At 52.4% G+C, this 13,978-nt stretch carries 13 protein-coding genes; 10 read left to right on the top strand and 3 right to left on the bottom strand.

Annotated features, from left to right (window positions below):
* The first annotated feature begins 2 nt into the window (after positions 1-2).
* Entirely contained in the window at positions 3-887 is an 885-nt protein-coding gene (ubiA, locus tag AAGR08_RS17130; protein WP_345827429.1) for a 4-hydroxybenzoate octaprenyltransferase, read from the top strand.
* Positions 888-934: 47 nt separating this feature from the next.
* On the opposite strand, the gene plsB is transcribed toward ubiA, so the two are convergent.
* Positions 935-3,358, bottom strand: a complete 2,424-nt coding sequence (plsB, locus tag AAGR08_RS17125) for a glycerol-3-phosphate 1-O-acyltransferase PlsB (RefSeq protein WP_345827428.1) — start codon at positions 3,356-3,358, stop codon at positions 935-937.
* A gap of 127 nt (positions 3,359-3,485) precedes the next feature.
* Here plsB and AAGR08_RS17120 point away from each other — a divergent pair, with 127 nt between their 5' ends.
* The 4 genes from AAGR08_RS17120 to AAGR08_RS17105 all read left to right on the top strand — a co-directional run bounded on the left by AAGR08_RS17120 (position 3,486) and on the right by AAGR08_RS17105 (position 6,408).
* Positions 3,486-3,854: a diacylglycerol kinase gene (locus AAGR08_RS17120; protein ID WP_097095230.1), complete on the top strand. Its 369-nt coding sequence runs from the start codon at positions 3,486-3,488 to the stop codon at positions 3,852-3,854.
* Positions 3,855-3,959: 105 nt separating this feature from the next.
* Positions 3,960-4,574 (top strand): transcriptional repressor LexA, encoded by a 615-nt coding sequence (gene lexA, locus AAGR08_RS17115; protein ID WP_097095229.1) that lies wholly within the window; start codon positions 3,960-3,962, stop codon positions 4,572-4,574.
* Positions 4,575-4,708: 134 nt separating this feature from the next.
* Positions 4,709-6,031, top strand: coding sequence for an MATE family efflux transporter DinF (gene dinF / locus AAGR08_RS17110; protein WP_345827427.1), 1,323 nt, complete (start codon positions 4,709-4,711; stop codon positions 6,029-6,031).
* Between the two features lie 164 nt (positions 6,032-6,195).
* Positions 6,196-6,408: a CsbD family protein gene (locus AAGR08_RS17105; RefSeq protein ID WP_097095227.1), complete on the top strand. Its 213-nt coding sequence runs from the start codon at positions 6,196-6,198 to the stop codon at positions 6,406-6,408.
* A gap of 71 nt (positions 6,409-6,479) precedes the next feature.
* Here AAGR08_RS17105 and zur read toward each other — a convergent pair whose 3' ends face one another.
* Positions 6,480-7,001, bottom strand: a complete 522-nt coding sequence (gene zur, locus AAGR08_RS17100; protein WP_097095226.1) for a zinc uptake transcriptional repressor Zur — start codon at positions 6,999-7,001, stop codon at positions 6,480-6,482.
* A 452-nt stretch (positions 7,002-7,453) separates the two neighbouring features.
* Between zur and AAGR08_RS17095 the strand changes: the two genes are divergently transcribed.
* The 3 genes from AAGR08_RS17095 (at position 7,454) to pspG (ending at position 10,479) form a co-directional block, all read left to right on the top strand.
* Positions 7,454-8,704 carry a conjugal transfer protein TraF gene (locus AAGR08_RS17095; RefSeq protein WP_097095225.1) on the top strand — a complete coding sequence of 417 codons (1,251 nt, stop codon included), beginning with the start codon at positions 7,454-7,456 and terminating at the stop codon, positions 8,702-8,704.
* Between the two features lie 108 nt (positions 8,705-8,812).
* A complete protein-coding gene (gene dusA, locus AAGR08_RS17090; RefSeq protein WP_097095224.1) occupies positions 8,813-9,811 on the top strand; it encodes a tRNA dihydrouridine(20/20a) synthase DusA in 999 nt (332 codons plus the stop codon).
* Between the two features lie 401 nt (positions 9,812-10,212).
* A complete protein-coding gene (gene pspG, locus AAGR08_RS17085) occupies positions 10,213-10,479 on the top strand; it encodes an envelope stress response protein PspG (protein WP_097095223.1) in 267 nt (88 codons plus the stop codon).
* Between the two features lie 195 nt (positions 10,480-10,674).
* On the opposite strand, the gene AAGR08_RS17080 is transcribed toward pspG, so the two are convergent.
* Complete coding sequence (locus tag AAGR08_RS17080) at positions 10,675-11,658, bottom strand: quinone oxidoreductase (protein WP_345827426.1); 984 nt, start codon at positions 11,656-11,658, stop codon at positions 10,675-10,677.
* Positions 11,659-11,731: 73 nt separating this feature from the next.
* On the opposite strand from AAGR08_RS17080, the gene dnaB reads away from it, so the two are divergent.
* The gene (dnaB, locus tag AAGR08_RS17075; RefSeq protein ID WP_097095221.1) at positions 11,732-13,138 is read left to right on the top strand and encodes a replicative DNA helicase; all 1,407 of its coding nucleotides are present in this window, start codon (positions 11,732-11,734) and stop codon (positions 13,136-13,138) included.
* Positions 13,139-13,266: 128 nt separating this feature from the next.
* Positions 13,267-13,758, top strand: a complete 492-nt coding sequence (locus AAGR08_RS17070; protein WP_097095220.1) for an Lrp/AsnC family transcriptional regulator — start codon at positions 13,267-13,269, stop codon at positions 13,756-13,758.
* The last annotated feature ends 220 nt before the right edge of the window (positions 13,759-13,978 follow it).

The following is a 13,978-nucleotide window of genomic DNA, read 5'->3' as shown; positions in this document are numbered from 1 at the left end:
CCGTGCAAAACACTCTTCCCATGACCAAATGGCAGGCTTACCGCCGGCTGATGCGTATCGATAAACCGATCGGCACCGTTTTACTGTTGTGGCCGACGATGTGGGCGCTGTGGCTTTCCGGCATGGCGATTCCGCCGCTGCCGGTGCTGCTGGTATTTGTCCTCGGCGTTATTGTGATGCGTGCAGCGGGCTGCGTGATCAACGATTACGCTGACCGCAAAATCGATGGTCATGTTAAGCGTACCGCTTCACGTCCACTGGCCAGCGGTGCGGTGACTGAGAAGGAGGCCAAACTGCTGTTTGCCGGCCTGGGAATTCTGGCATTTATGCTGGTGTTGACCATGAACACCATGACCATTTTGCTCTCCTTTGGCGGCCTGGCGCTGGCATGGGTGTATCCGTTTATGAAGCGCTACACGCATCTGCCGCAGGTGGTGCTGGGCGCGGCGTTTGGCTGGGCGATTCCGATGGGATGGGCCGCAGTTAGTGAGTCCTTACCTTTGGTTTGCTGGTTAGTATTCCTGGCGAATATCTGCTGGACGGTGGCCTATGACACGCAATATGCGATGGTTGACCGCGATGACGATGTGAAGATTGGCGTGAAGTCGACGGCCATTTTGTTTGGTCGTTACGACAAGCTGATTATCGGTCTGCTGCAGCTGGCGACGCTCGCCCTGATGGCGTTGGTCGGAATGATGCTCCATTTGAACGGCGCGTTTTATTGGTCGCTGTTACTCGCCGCGGGACTGTTTGTGCATCAGCAGAAGCTGATTGCTCAGCGCGAGCGCGATGCCTGCTTCCAGGCGTTTCTGAATAACAACTATGTGGGCATGGTGTTATTTATCGGCATCTTGCTCAGCACCGTGCCGTTCGCCGATTTGCTGTAAACAAAAAAGGCGCACCGAAGTGCGCCTTTTTATCGCGGGTCGCCAAATTAATCGTGCGCGACCGCGCTCTCAATTGTCAGACGCACATCGCTTGTCACTAACTCCGCCAGCATCTGCCACATCATATGACTACGTTCTGCATCTGCATCACCTTTGTCACTGATATAGCCTTCATCGCGCAGCGTCAGTACCAATGCGGTAAACACCGCTTTATCGAAGAACTCCGGCGCGTTGATACCGTGCAGCACTGAGAGACGTTGAGCCAGCGTGCGGCTCTCTTTCTCCAGCGTGCCACGGTTGATCGCCGGTTTCGCGCTGAGAATGGCGAAGGTAATTGCAAAGCGCTGCAACGTTTCACGAATACCCGCTGCCAGCAGCTGCAATGAACGATGACGTGCCGGGCTCATTTTGAGCTGGCCATCCTGCAGTGTAATCAGCCCCTGACGCGCCATTTCTACGCACAGTGCATTCAGCAGGGCGGGCAGCTCAGCATTATCCCAACGCAGGAACAACTCGCTCTTCAGCATTGGATACACCAGGCTAACCTGGCGCAGCAACTCTGCTTCGCTGATTTCACGATGCTGCTGCACGATGGCGGCGATCAACGATGGCATCACCAGCATATGATGGATATTGTTACGGTAGTAAGTCATCAGCACCGCCTGCTCGCGCGGCAGAATGATGATGTCGCCAATGTTGTCTTGCTCAGTCTCGAACTTGTTCATGCCCATGGCGTGATCAAGCAGTGCTTCGGCGCTCATATCCGGCACGGTTGCTTCCGGCGAATAGGGCACGTTACGCAGCAGTTGGGTGTAGCACTCCAGCTGCTCAATCAACTGTTCGCGAGTGAGTGAACGCTGACGTGAGGCCAGTAGCGCGGTGACGCACAGGTTCATGGCATTCGCGGCACCGGCTTCGTTGATGCGCACCATCAGCTTCGCCGCAATGTCATTTACGGCTGGCGTCATCCAGGCTGGACGTTGGGGTTCGATAGGATCGATCGCATCACGCCATTCCGGCACGTTTTTGTTCAGATAGTTCATCAAGGGCAGCGGTTCGCCAAAGTTGACGTAGCCCTGACCAAGATTGCGCAGCTTACGTAAGCCGCGCACCATCTGCAGGAAACTCTCTTTCTCTTTGGCCGCGCCACGCAGTTCTTTCGCGTAAGTGCCCACTTCCATCACGTGCTCATAACCAATATAAATTGGCACGAAAGTGATGGGACGGCTGCCGCCGCGCAGCATGGCTTGCAGCGTCATTGATAGCGTGCCGGTTTTCGGATCCAACAATCTACCGGTACGCGAGCGCCCGCCTTCCACAAAATATTCCACCGAGTAACCACGGCTAAACAGCTCGCCGAGATATTCACGGAACACGGTGGAATAAAGTTTATTGCCCTTGAAGGTACGACGAATAAAGAACGCGCCAAGACGACGGAAAATCGGGCCCGCAGGCCAAAAGTTCAGGTTGATACCTGCAGCAATGTGCGGCGGCACCAGGCCTTGATGATATAGCACGTAGGAAAGCAACAAATAGTCCATATGGCTGCGGTGGCAGGGCACATAAACAATCTCATGTCCATCCTGCGCCAGCTGACGTACGCGCTCGCCACCGTGAACGTTGATGCCTTGATACAGCCGGCTCCACAGCCAGCCCATCACGCGGTCAGTCACTTTAATCGCTTCGTAGGAGAAGTTTGCCGCCACTTCTTCCATCATTTCGACGGCGTTCTGCTGGGCTTTCTCATGTGAGATCTTTTTGCTGCGCGCCTCATCTTCTACCGCTTTTTCAATCGCCTTGGATTGCAATAGCTTGTTGAAGAGATCCTGGCGTGCAGGCAGACGTGGACCCACCGCGGCCAGACGCTGGCGAGCAAAATGAATGCGCGCGACACGCGCCAGCTTCTGTGCAATCGACTTATCAGTGCCGTGTTCGGTCGCCATCTGACGTAACGAAACGGTTTGCGAGAAGCGGACAAAGCTATCGCGACCGTGCCACAAAATGGCGAAGAATTTCTGTACGCCATTCAGAACGCGCAGATGGGGTGTGGATTCACCTGATGTTTCACGTCCCGGCGCGCGGCCAAACATCACCGCGACCGGCAACATTTGTACATCGAGCTGCGGGTTGCTGCGGTGTAAATCCAGATAATCGTGGAACAGCTTTACCGATTCGGGATTGGCCACGAAATAGGGAATAACGCGTGGGCCATCGTGAATAAACACGTGGCGCGGCAGCAAGGTGCCATCGATCTCTAGCGGAGCCAGCGGATCGGGCAAATCGTGTTTCAGACATTGTGCACGAAGTGTGAGCAAGTCAGCCTTTGAATCATAAGGCAAAACATACATCACTGGACGTGTCGGATCGATTCCGTGTTCAGAGATAGGATCGGTCGGAATGACCTTACTTTTTACCAAAATAGAGAGTGGTAAATTCAATAATTTGTAATAGAGTTTACGCCAACCTGACATAGACAACTTAAAGCCTCTTGTTAGCAAAGCGCGGCAAGCATACCAGAAAGTGCAGCGAAGATCTGTGGCTCTGCCACCTCATACTGCCCACACATTGACGTCAAAATAGATCAAGGGTTCCATAAACATGGCAAATAACGTCACCGGTATTGTAAGAATAGTGAAAGCAGCCGGTTATTCCTGGCAGGGGCTGCGTGCCGCATGGCAGCACGAGGCGGCATTCCGCCAGGAAGCGATAGCCGCGCTGGTGGCGATTATCGTGGCCTGTTGGCTGGATGTAGACGCCATTTCCCGCGTGCTGATGATTGGCTCCGTGGTACTGATTGTCATTGTCGAAATCCTTAATAGTGCCATTGAATCCGTCGTTGACCGCATTGGCCAGGAGCAACATCCCTTATCAGGGCGCGCCAAAGATATGGGCTCGGCTGCGGTATTGCTGACTATCTTACTGGCTCTTTTTGTTTGGATCGTGCTGCTCTGGACGCATTTGAGATAGCCATTCCAGATTCATCAAACCGCTGATTTTTCCCTCTGTTACGGTTTTCATTTCGCCAATACCTGTATATACTCACAGCGACTGTATAAACAACCAGGGGGCGGGATGAAAGCGTTAACTGCACGGCAGCAACAGGTCTATGACCTGATTCGCGACCATATTAACCAGACGGGCATGCCGCCAACGCGTGCGGAAATTGCTGCGCAACTGGGATTTCGCTCGCCCAATGCTGCTGAAGAGCATCTGAAAGCGCTGGCGCGTAAAGGCGTAATTGAAATTGTTTCCGGCGCATCGCGCGGGATTCGCTTATTAATGGAAGAAGAGCCGAGCGAAGGCTTGCCATTAATTGGCCGTGTCGCTGCGGGCGAGCCGCTGCTGGCACAGGAGCATATTGAAGCGCACTATCAGGTGGATGCAAACCTGTTCAAACCCAGCGCGGATTTCCTGCTGCGTGTGAGCGGTATGTCGATGAAAGACATCGGTATTATGGATGGTGACTTGCTGGCGGTGCATAAAACGCAGGAAGTGCGTAACGGACAGGTGGTCGTAGCGCGCATTGATGACGAAGTCACGGTCAAACGCTGGAAAAAGCAGGGCGCGATTGTCCATCTTCTGCCGGAAAATAACGATTTCCAACCGATTGTGGTAGATACCCGCGAGCAATCACTGACCGTTGAAGGCCTGGCCGTTGGGATCGTGCGTAACGGCGAATGGCTCTGATTCGTTCCTGATTCCCTCCTACTGCGGCGGCGTATGCTGCGCTGGCCGCAGTCTGCTAGTTTCTTCTTTTTGACATTTTCTGCGGCACTGTCGGGCGCAATCACGCTGGTTACCGCAAATAACGGAATGGGCTGATGCAGCTGTTTTCCCCTTCAGATAAAGCGCTTTGGCGGCTGGCGCTGCCGATGATCCTCTCTAACATCACCGTTCCATTGTTGGGCGTGGTGGATACTGCCGTTATTGGTCATCTCGATAGCCCGATTTATCTTGGGGGCGTCGCCGTGGGTACCACGGCAACCAGTTTTCTCTTTATGCTCTTGCTGTTTCTGCGCATGAGTACCACTGGCCTTACCGCGCAGGCGTTTGGTGCCAATGACAAAACGGCGCTGGCACGCGCCCTGACCCAACCGCTGTTGATTGCTTTGGTTTTTGGTTTGCTATTTATGGTGCTGCGAACGCCGGTAAGCAGTTTGGCAGCCGCATTAATGGGCGGCAGCCCAGAAGTGCAGCAGCAGGCCAAAATTTTCATTGAGATTCGCTGGCTTAGCGCGCCCGCCACCTTGGCTAATCTGGTTATTCTTGGTTGGCTGTTAGGCGTGCAGTATGCGCGTGCGCCGATGGTATTGCTTATCGTCGGGAATCTGGTGAATATCCTGCTCGACCTTTTATTTGTCCTTCAGCTGCATTGGGGAGTGGCCGGTGCAGCGGCGGCAACGGCGCTGGCTGAATATGTCACGCTGGGAGTAGGTTTGTGGATGGTGGCGCGCGTACTCAAACTGCGCGGTATTCATTTCGCTCTACTAAAAAGCAGCTGGCGTGGCGATGCCGCGCGGTTGTTCCGTCTTAATCGCGACATCATGCTGCGCTCATTAATGCTTCAAATCTGCTTTGCATCCCTGACCATTCTGGGGGCGCGCATTGGTCCTGATGTGGTGGCGGTTAATGCCGTATTGCTGATGTTCCTCACTTTTACCGCCTACGCGCTAGATGGCTTTGCTTATGCGGTTGAAGCCTGCTCGGGTGAAGCGGTAGGCGCGAAAGATCGCAGTCGATTAATACTTATCTGGCACGCGGCCTGCCGTCAGGCCTGTTTTGTCGCCGCATTATTTGCCCTGATTTATGCGTTCACGGGGCCGCAGATTGTGGCCATGCTGACATCACTGGAAGCGTTGCGTGAAATGGCCGACAGATATCTCATCTGGCAGGTGATATTGCCGTTGATAGGCGTCTGGTGTTATCTGCTGGATGGCATGTTTATTGGTGCGACGCGTGGTCGTGAGATGCGTAATAGCATGATGATAGCCGCCATGGGTTATGGCCTGACGCTGCTAACATTGCCCTGGCTTGGTAACCACGGTTTATGGCTGGCGATAACGGTATTCCTGGCGCTACGAGGGGTGACGCTGTGGCTGATGTGGCGCGGTCATTGGCAGCGCCACAGCTGGTTTAATGCCTGAATAAGCGAAGCGTAACCTACAGATTAATCTGTAATTTCCTGCAAACTTCGAAGCGGCAACTATAATTAACTCATACGGCGCAGATGAATAGCGCATCGTGTGGGTATGTTCTTTGATATACAGAGAATGTATCCGTCTCACTCAGGATGAAGTGGAGGATTATTATGAATAAAGACGAAGCTGGTGGAAACTGGAAGCAGTTCAAAGGGAAAGTGAAGGAGAAGTGGGGCAAGCTTACGGATGATGATATGACCGTGATCGAAGGTAAACGCGATCAGCTTGTCGGTAAAATCCAGGAACGCTACGGTTATGCGAAAGATCAGGCAGAGACCGAAGTGAAAGACTGGGAAAGCCACAACAAAGATTACCGCTGGTAATCGACGTCTTATTAAGGACGATGCTCCTACCCACCGATCATTATGATCGGGTCGGCACAAGGAAGTGCCAATTAAGCCTTTCTCACCCGCTTTTTACTCTCACTCTGATGGTCGTGTTCGCAACTATCATGCCGCGTACAAGCCGCAACTTCCGTGCAATTCTCGCATAAGCCATGTGCTTCAATCACCGTATGACGCAGTGAAAACCCCGCCTGATCTGCCAGTGTCGCAATGGTTTTTTCCACTCCATGTGCATGCTTTTCACTTACCGCCGCGCAGCCATCACACACCAGCATCACAGAAGTGTGCGCTGGTTCGTCGAAATGGTGGCAAACCACATAGCTATTATTCGATTCCACGCGGTGAATGAATCCCTGCTCCAGCAGAAAATCCAGTGCACGATAAATCGTGGGCGGTTTGGCTTGAGGTTCACTGACGCGCAGCTGATCCAGCAGGTCGTAAGCGCTAATTGATCCATTTTGCTCAGCCATCAGACGCAATACTTCAGCGCGCTGAGTAGTAAGGCGCACGCCGCGGTCAAGGCAGAGTGATTCAGCCTGGGTAAGCAGCTGTTCGGGCGTGAGGTTAGACATGAGCATTCTCCGGGTTGCAGGTTATGTTATTTTATCACACAATTTTTTCTACTGCTGTTATTGCTTTTTTAGGCGTGTTTTCTGCTAAAAAAACCGGTTAATCAATTTGTTACCGTTCCACTTTGTATTGACCTTCAGTTTTTGCCCATTTTCCCGATGTAAACCTCTATGTAGCCAAGGCAACGGCCGCTGGGATTTTGCTTTGCAACTCACCAGGTTAGCGTCTATGGTTCAAAAGGTCTTAAGTAATTTCTGGTATCAATTTAAACACTGTTAATTTTTCTGCATAAAAACACAGCGGAATGGTGTGAAAGCATCCAATTCTGCGAATAGCAGTGCTATTTCCTTTCAATTCACAGCAATGAAGCGTTAGCCATGGTTCAGAATAGCGGCTAACTAAACTGTTCCGTCGGTGAGTGGCTCAGCGACATTTCAAAGGTGATGGCAGGCTCATGGTGAAGACACTATTCAGGCACAAAAAAGTTGCTTATCTTGTTGGTTTGAATGCGGTATTTATTTCTTCTTCAGCTTTAGCAGCAGGCACATGGTATGACGCACGCAATGATGCCATGGGAGGAACAGGCGTAGCTTCTTCCACCTGGAGTTCTGCGGTGCTGGCTAACCCAGCATTGATGACGAAAGCTCAGCCGGAAGATAACGTCAGCATCATTTTCCCTTCAGCTGGCGCACAGGTTACTGACAAAGACAAATTGATCGACCGCGTTGATGACATCACGGATAGCGTCGATCGTTATCAGGACGTGATTGATAACCTCACTTTTGCGGATTACCTCAATGGTTATCCACAGCTGAAAGCGGCTGCAGGTGATGTGGCTAACCAGCTTAGCGATCTTCGCGGCAATAAAGCCAATGGAACTGCGGGTGTGGCGCTGGCCGTCACCGTTCCCAATGAAACCTTGCCTTTTGCGTTTATCACTAAGGCCTATGGAACTGCGCACGTACGTGCCAACATCGCGGATAGCGACATCGCCTATCTGCGTGGTGTTGCTAACGGTACCGTTATTCCTGTGCCGGGCGATGAGGACAAATTGCGTTCCAGCGCTAACGGCCTGGCGGCGTTAATCACCGATTATGGTGTATCAGTGGCGCATGAGTTCTCTATTGCCGGCCATCCGGTTTCTGTTGGTATCACGCCAAAACTGCAGAAAACCTGGCTGTATAACTACACCGCCAGTATCTATAACTACGACAAGAGCGACATCAACAGCAGCCGTTATCGCAGCAGCGATACCGGGTTTAACGTGGATGCCGGTGTTGCCACTGATTTTGCTGATAACTGGACTTTCGGTGTGACGGGGCAGAACTTAATCTCGCGTGATATCGATACTAAAGAAGTAAACGGTTATCGCGATACCTATCAAATTCGTCCGCTGGTCACGACTGGCCTCGCGTGGAATAACGGGCCGTTTACCCTGGCGGGTGATGTTGACCTGACAGAAACCAAGCGCTTCAAATCAGAAGAGTCCAGCCAGTATGCCGGCGTAGGTGCAGAGTATCGCGTGCTGGATTGGCTGGCGCTGCGCGCCGGTTATCGTGCCGATCTGAAATCGAATGATACCGACGTAGTTACCGCAGGTTTGGGCATATCGCCGTTCAACAATACGGTTCATCTGGATCTGGCCGGTTCAGTGGGCAAAGACAATACCGTGGGTGCAATGTTGCAGCTTGGATTTAACTTCTAATCCTCACTCAACGGTTACTCCTGATAACGGGCGGCTGTGCCGCCCGTTCTGCTGTGATATGATTGCGCAGTTTCTCATCACTTAACTACTGCGGATTTACTGCGTTTCATGACCGATACTTTCTCCTCGCAACGTTTTTCAATTGCCCCGATGCTTGACTGGACCGATCGCCACTGTCGGTATTTTCATCGCAAGCTGAGCGGCGATACCCTGCTGTATACCGAAATGGTGACCACGGGCGCCATCATTCACGGTAAAGGCGACTATTTGGCCTACAGTGAGGATGAACATCCTTTGGCGCTGCAACTTGGGGGCAGCGATCCCGCCGCACTGGCACAGTGCGCCAGACTAGCAGAAGCGCGTGGCTACGATGAGATCAACCTGAACGTCGGTTGTCCCTCGGACCGCGTTCAGAACGGGCGTTTTGGTGCCTGCCTGATGGCGGATGCTGCGTTGGTCGCCGATTGTATTAAAGCGATGCGTGATGTCGTGAGCATCCCGGTAACGGTAAAAACCCGAATCGGCATTGACGAGCAGGATAGTTATGAATTCCTGTGTGATTTTATTGGCACCGTGGCGCAGCAGGGCGGCTGCGATACCTTTATTATCCACGCCCGCAAAGCCTGGCTGTCGGGTTTGAGCCCAAAAGAGAATCGCGAAATTCCGCCGCTGGATTATCCACGCGTCTATCAGCTGAAACGTGATTTTCCAACGCTAACCATGGCAATCAACGGCGGCATAAAAACGCTGGAAGAAGCCAAACTTCATCTGCAGCACATGGATGGCGTGATGATGGGCCGCGAAGCCTATCAGAATCCGGGCATTCTGGCGCAGGTCGACCGCGAGCTGTTTGGTCGTGATGTACCGCAGGTCGATCCGGTAGCGGTGGTGCGTTCGATGTACCCCTATATTGAAGCGGAATTGTCGAAAGGTACGTACTTGGGACACGTCACGCGCCATATGCTCGGCCTGTTCCAGGGCATCCCAGGCGCTCGCCAGTGGCGTCGCTATCTGAGTGAAAACGCCCACAAAACCGGTGCCGATGTGCGGGTGCTGGAAGCGGCGCTAGCCTTAGTTGCGGATAAAATCCCGCAGGAAGCGCTGTAACCCTTGTTGGGTAAGGTCACCATGAAGGGTGTAATGATTGTCAGTTAAGACATGAAAAAACCTAATCACCGAGAGCACACCTTGTAGCGGCGCAATTCATTGCGCGATAAATCGCGCCGCTACGGAAGGTGCGGTGATTTGGTACGGGATCGGGATTACACCATGAAGGGTACCCCTGCGTGGATATAGCTGGGTTTTCGTAGGGTGCGCATTAATGCGCACCAGACAAATAGCACGACAATTCTTGAGATATGGTTTTTTCCACACCACAAGTTGGCTATTTTCAGCACGTGCTCATTCGCCCATGGATCTTCACTTCAATACTTTCAAAGCGTTAGCGCATTTACGAGTTGGCACGCATCTTGTAATACTCCTGAAGTTACTCACACAGGAGCACCTTCGTGGAAATTCTCTTTGTTCTCGGCTTTTTTCTAATGCTGTTACTCACCGGCGTTTCATTGCTTGGTGTTATCGCCGCATTGATTGTTGCCACCGTCTTTATGTTCCTCGGCGGCCTGCTGGCAGTTGTTATTAAATTGTTACCATGGCTGGTGCTGGCGGTTATCACCGTATGGCTCTATCGCGCATTTAACACGCCCTCGGGTGAGGCGAAATTAAACAGGCTGAAAAGAAAAATCAGTAAGTTAGAGAGAAATGGTTGGCGCTAATTGCGGGAAAGATCACAGACTCAGACATTGCTTAGACCAATTTCGCAATTAAACATATTTTTTACTTATGTTTTCTGCCAGGATGATTGGCGTTGTTTCAACACGAATTCATCGCCGCTGTCCCTACACCAGCGCGAACTATAAAAAAGAAAGAAAAAGGGGCTTCCTACGGGAAGCCCCGTTTGCTTTTAGCGATCAGGGAATTAGCAGACTTGAACCCTGTGTTGCACGGCTTTCCAGCACCTGATGCGCACGTACCGCATCGCTTAAGGCAAATTTCTGCTGCTCAGGTACGTTAAGCTGAATTGCCCGGCTGGCGATCAGTGAGAACAACTCATTACTGGCGGCGTCGAGCTCTTCCCGGTTGGTGATATAGCCAAACAGGGAAGGTCGGGTAACGAATAGCGAGCCTTTCTTATTCAGTATGCCGAGATCGATACCGGTCACCGGACCCGAGGCATTACCAAAGCTCACCATCAATCCGTGGCGGCGCAGACTATCCAGCGAAGGTTCCCAGGTATCTTTCCCTACTGAGTCATACACCACCGCGACCTTCTCGCCCTTGGTTAATTCGCTTACGCGTTTCGCAATATCCTCTTCACGATAGTTAATGGTGGCCCACGCACCCGCATCTTTTGCAATCTGCGCTTTCTCGGCCGAACCCACGGTACCTATCAGGTGTGCGCCCAGCGCTTTCGCCCACTGACAGGCAATCAAACCGACGCCACCGGCCGCGGCGTGGAACAGGAAGATTTCGTCGGCTTTCACTTTGTAGGTTTGGCGCAGCAGATACTGCACGGTTAAACCTTTGAGGAAAGAGGCCGCGCCTTGTTCAAAGCTGATGCTGTCTGGCAGGATCACCAGGCGGTCTTCTGCCACATTGTGCGCTTCACTGTAGGCACCCAACGTCGCCTGGCAATACACCACGCGGTCGCCTGCTTTGAATCGCGTCACTTTTGATCCCACTCGCTTCACCACACCCGCGGCCTCGGTGCCCAGGCCCGATGGCAACTCCGCTACCGGATACAGGCCGCTACGTACGTAGGTATCAATGTAGTTAATGCCAATCGCCTTATTTTCCACCTGCACTTCATGCTCGGCGGGATCGGCTAACTCGAAATCGGCCCATTGCAGCACTTCTGGGCCGCCGTGTTGGTTGAACTGAATACGCTTTGCCATTCTGACTCCTGTGATTGTTCATCCTGGGACGGTATACTTGCGCGTCCCTTTCACGATCGGTAATGCATTCACTATGGCAGGAAATAAACCCACCAACAAATCGAACGAACCCCGCGATCGGCAGCTGGAAGGCGTGAAAATGCCACCGCATTCCATAGAAGCGGAGCAGTCGGTGCTCGGTGGGTTGATGCTGGATAACCAGCGCTGGGATAACGTCTCAGAACGTGTCGTCGCCAGCGACTTCTTTAACCGCTCGCACCGTTTAATCTTTACGGAAATGCAGCGTTTACTCGAAGCGGGCCAGCCGATTGACCTGATTACGCTCTCAGAATCACTGGAAACACTCGGTGAGCTTGAGATGGCGGGCGGCTTCGCCTATCTGGCCGAGCTGGCAAAAAATACACCAAGTGCTGCCAACATCGGTGCTTATGCCGATATCGTGCGTGAACGAGCGGTAGTACGAGAAATGATCGCGGTGGCGAACCAGATCGCTGATGCCGGTTACGATCCGCAGGGTCGCAGCAGCGAAGATCTGCTCGATTTCGCTGAATCTAACGTCTTCAAAATTGCTGAGCAGCGCGCCAATAAAGATCAGGGCCCGCAGAACATTGAGCAGATTCTGGAAGCGACGGTATCGCGTATTGAATCACTGGTCTCAACGCCGCATGACGGCGTGACCGGTGTTGATACCGGTTATCAGGATTTGAACAAAAAAACCGCCGGATTGCAGGGCTCAGACCTGATTATCGTGGCGGCGCGCCCTTCGATGGGTAAAACCACCTTCGCCATGAACCTGTGCGAAAACGCCGCGATGTTGCAAGACAAGCCGGTGCTGATTTTCAGTCTGGAAATGCCCAGCGAGCAGTTGATGATGCGTATGCTGGCGTCGCTCTCGCGTGTGGATCAGACACGCATTCGTACCGGTCAGCTGGAAGATGAAGATTGGGCGCGCATCTCCGCGACGATGGGGATTTTGCTCGAGAAGAAGAACATGTTTATTGATGATTCTTCTGGCCTGACGCCCACCGAAGTGCGTTCGCGCGCGCGTCGTATCTTCCGTGAAAACGGCGGGTTGAGCCTGATCATGATCGACTACCTGCAGCTGATGCGTGTGCCGTCGCTGTCGGATAACCGTACGCTGGAGATCGCCGAGATCTCGCGCTCGTTAAAAGCGCTGGCGAAAGAGCTAAATGTGCCGGTCGTTGCCCTTTCACAGCTTAACCGCTCGCTGGAGCAGCGCGCCGATAAACGCCCGGTGAACTCGGATCTGCGCGAATCGGGCTCGATCGAGCAGGACGCCGACTTGATCATGTTTATCTATCGCGATGAGGTCTATCACGAAAACAGCGATCTGAAAGGCATCGCTGAGATCATCCTTGGTAAGCAGCGTAACGGCCCGATCGGTACGGTACGCCTGACCTTTAACGGCCAGTGGTCACGCTTTGATAACTACGCTGGCCCGCAATACGACGACGAATAATCCTTTCTCTGCGCCTGCATGCACGATTTGTGCATGCATTTCACGTCATCAGAAAATAGTGTTGGACAACCCCGCCTTCAATCGGGTTATCTGTAGCAAAGCGCACCCTATAACGCTGTGGAAACAGAATGACTCAGGTAGACGATCACGACCTTAAGATACTGACATTACTACAATCTAATGGCCGCCTTACCAACCAGGAACTCAGTGATTTAGTCGGGCTTTCGGCGTCGCAATGTTCACGCCGCCGCATCAATCTTGAACAGGCGAATCTCATTCTCGGCTATCACGCCCGCCTTTCGCCCGATGCAGTTGGCCTTGGTATGGTGGGATTAATTGAAGTTCGTCTGAAAAATCATACGCCGGATTATGAAGAGAGTTTCCATCGCATGGTGGAAGAAGAAGCCGCTATTGTTGATGCTTTCAAAACCACCGGCGATGCAGATTATTTACTGAAAGTGGCGGTGGCCGATTTAGCGTCGTTAAGCGCGCTGATTAGCCAGCTAGTGGCGGGGCATCAAAGCGTCGCGCACGTTAAAACATCCGTGGTTTTAAGCCGCTTAAAAGAGAACGGTTTGATGATCATCCCCCAGCACAAAACGCGCCAAAAAAGTGCATGATGTGCTAATCTGGTGCAATAATTGCCGAGTTAATGCAAAAAACGCGCATCAGAAAATAGATTTGTGCATAATTTGATGGTTTATCCTTAATTGATGCACAAAAACCTGCAATAAAGCGCCTTAGTTATCAATTGGATAATCACTGGCACCCATCGGTGGTGACAAAACGTCGCCGATGTGGTGCGTTTTTTGCATTTGACGGGCATCATTTGCAATGAGA

Source organism: Pantoea sp. BRR-3P, from assembly GCF_039621635.1.
In the GTDB taxonomy this organism is placed as follows: domain Bacteria; phylum Pseudomonadota; class Gammaproteobacteria; order Enterobacterales; family Enterobacteriaceae; genus Pantoea; species Pantoea floridensis.
Note: the sequence above shows the minus strand (reverse complement) of the source record. Positions and strands in the feature narration are given on the sequence as shown.

Bases quoted from the DNA above. Each gene is read 5' to 3' on its own strand.
- dusA (WP_097095224.1), top strand. From the start codon at position 8,813: ATGACCGATACTTTCTCCTCGCAACGTTTTTCAATTGCCCCGATGCTT.
- AAGR08_RS17070 (WP_097095220.1), top strand. From the start codon at position 13,267: ATGACTCAGGTAGACGATCACGACCTTAAGATACTGACATTACTACAA.
- AAGR08_RS17095 (WP_097095225.1), top strand. From the start codon at position 7,454: ATGGTGAAGACACTATTCAGGCACAAAAAAGTTGCTTATCTTGTTGGT.
- dnaB (WP_097095221.1), top strand. From the start codon at position 11,732: ATGGCAGGAAATAAACCCACCAACAAATCGAACGAACCCCGCGATCGG.
- AAGR08_RS17105 (WP_097095227.1), top strand. From the start codon at position 6,196: ATGAATAAAGACGAAGCTGGTGGAAACTGGAAGCAGTTCAAAGGGAAA.
- AAGR08_RS17080 (WP_345827426.1), bottom strand. From the start codon at position 11,658: ATGGCAAAGCGTATTCAGTTCAACCAACACGGCGGCCCAGAAGTGCTG.
- zur (WP_097095226.1), bottom strand. From the start codon at position 7,001: ATGTCTAACCTCACGCCCGAACAGCTGCTTACCCAGGCTGAATCACTC.
- lexA (WP_097095229.1), top strand. From the start codon at position 3,960: ATGAAAGCGTTAACTGCACGGCAGCAACAGGTCTATGACCTGATTCGC.
- plsB (WP_345827428.1), bottom strand. From the start codon at position 3,358: ATGTCAGGTTGGCGTAAACTCTATTACAAATTATTGAATTTACCACTC.
- AAGR08_RS17120 (WP_097095230.1), top strand. From the start codon at position 3,486: ATGGCAAATAACGTCACCGGTATTGTAAGAATAGTGAAAGCAGCCGGT.
- dinF (WP_345827427.1), top strand. From the start codon at position 4,709: ATGCAGCTGTTTTCCCCTTCAGATAAAGCGCTTTGGCGGCTGGCGCTG.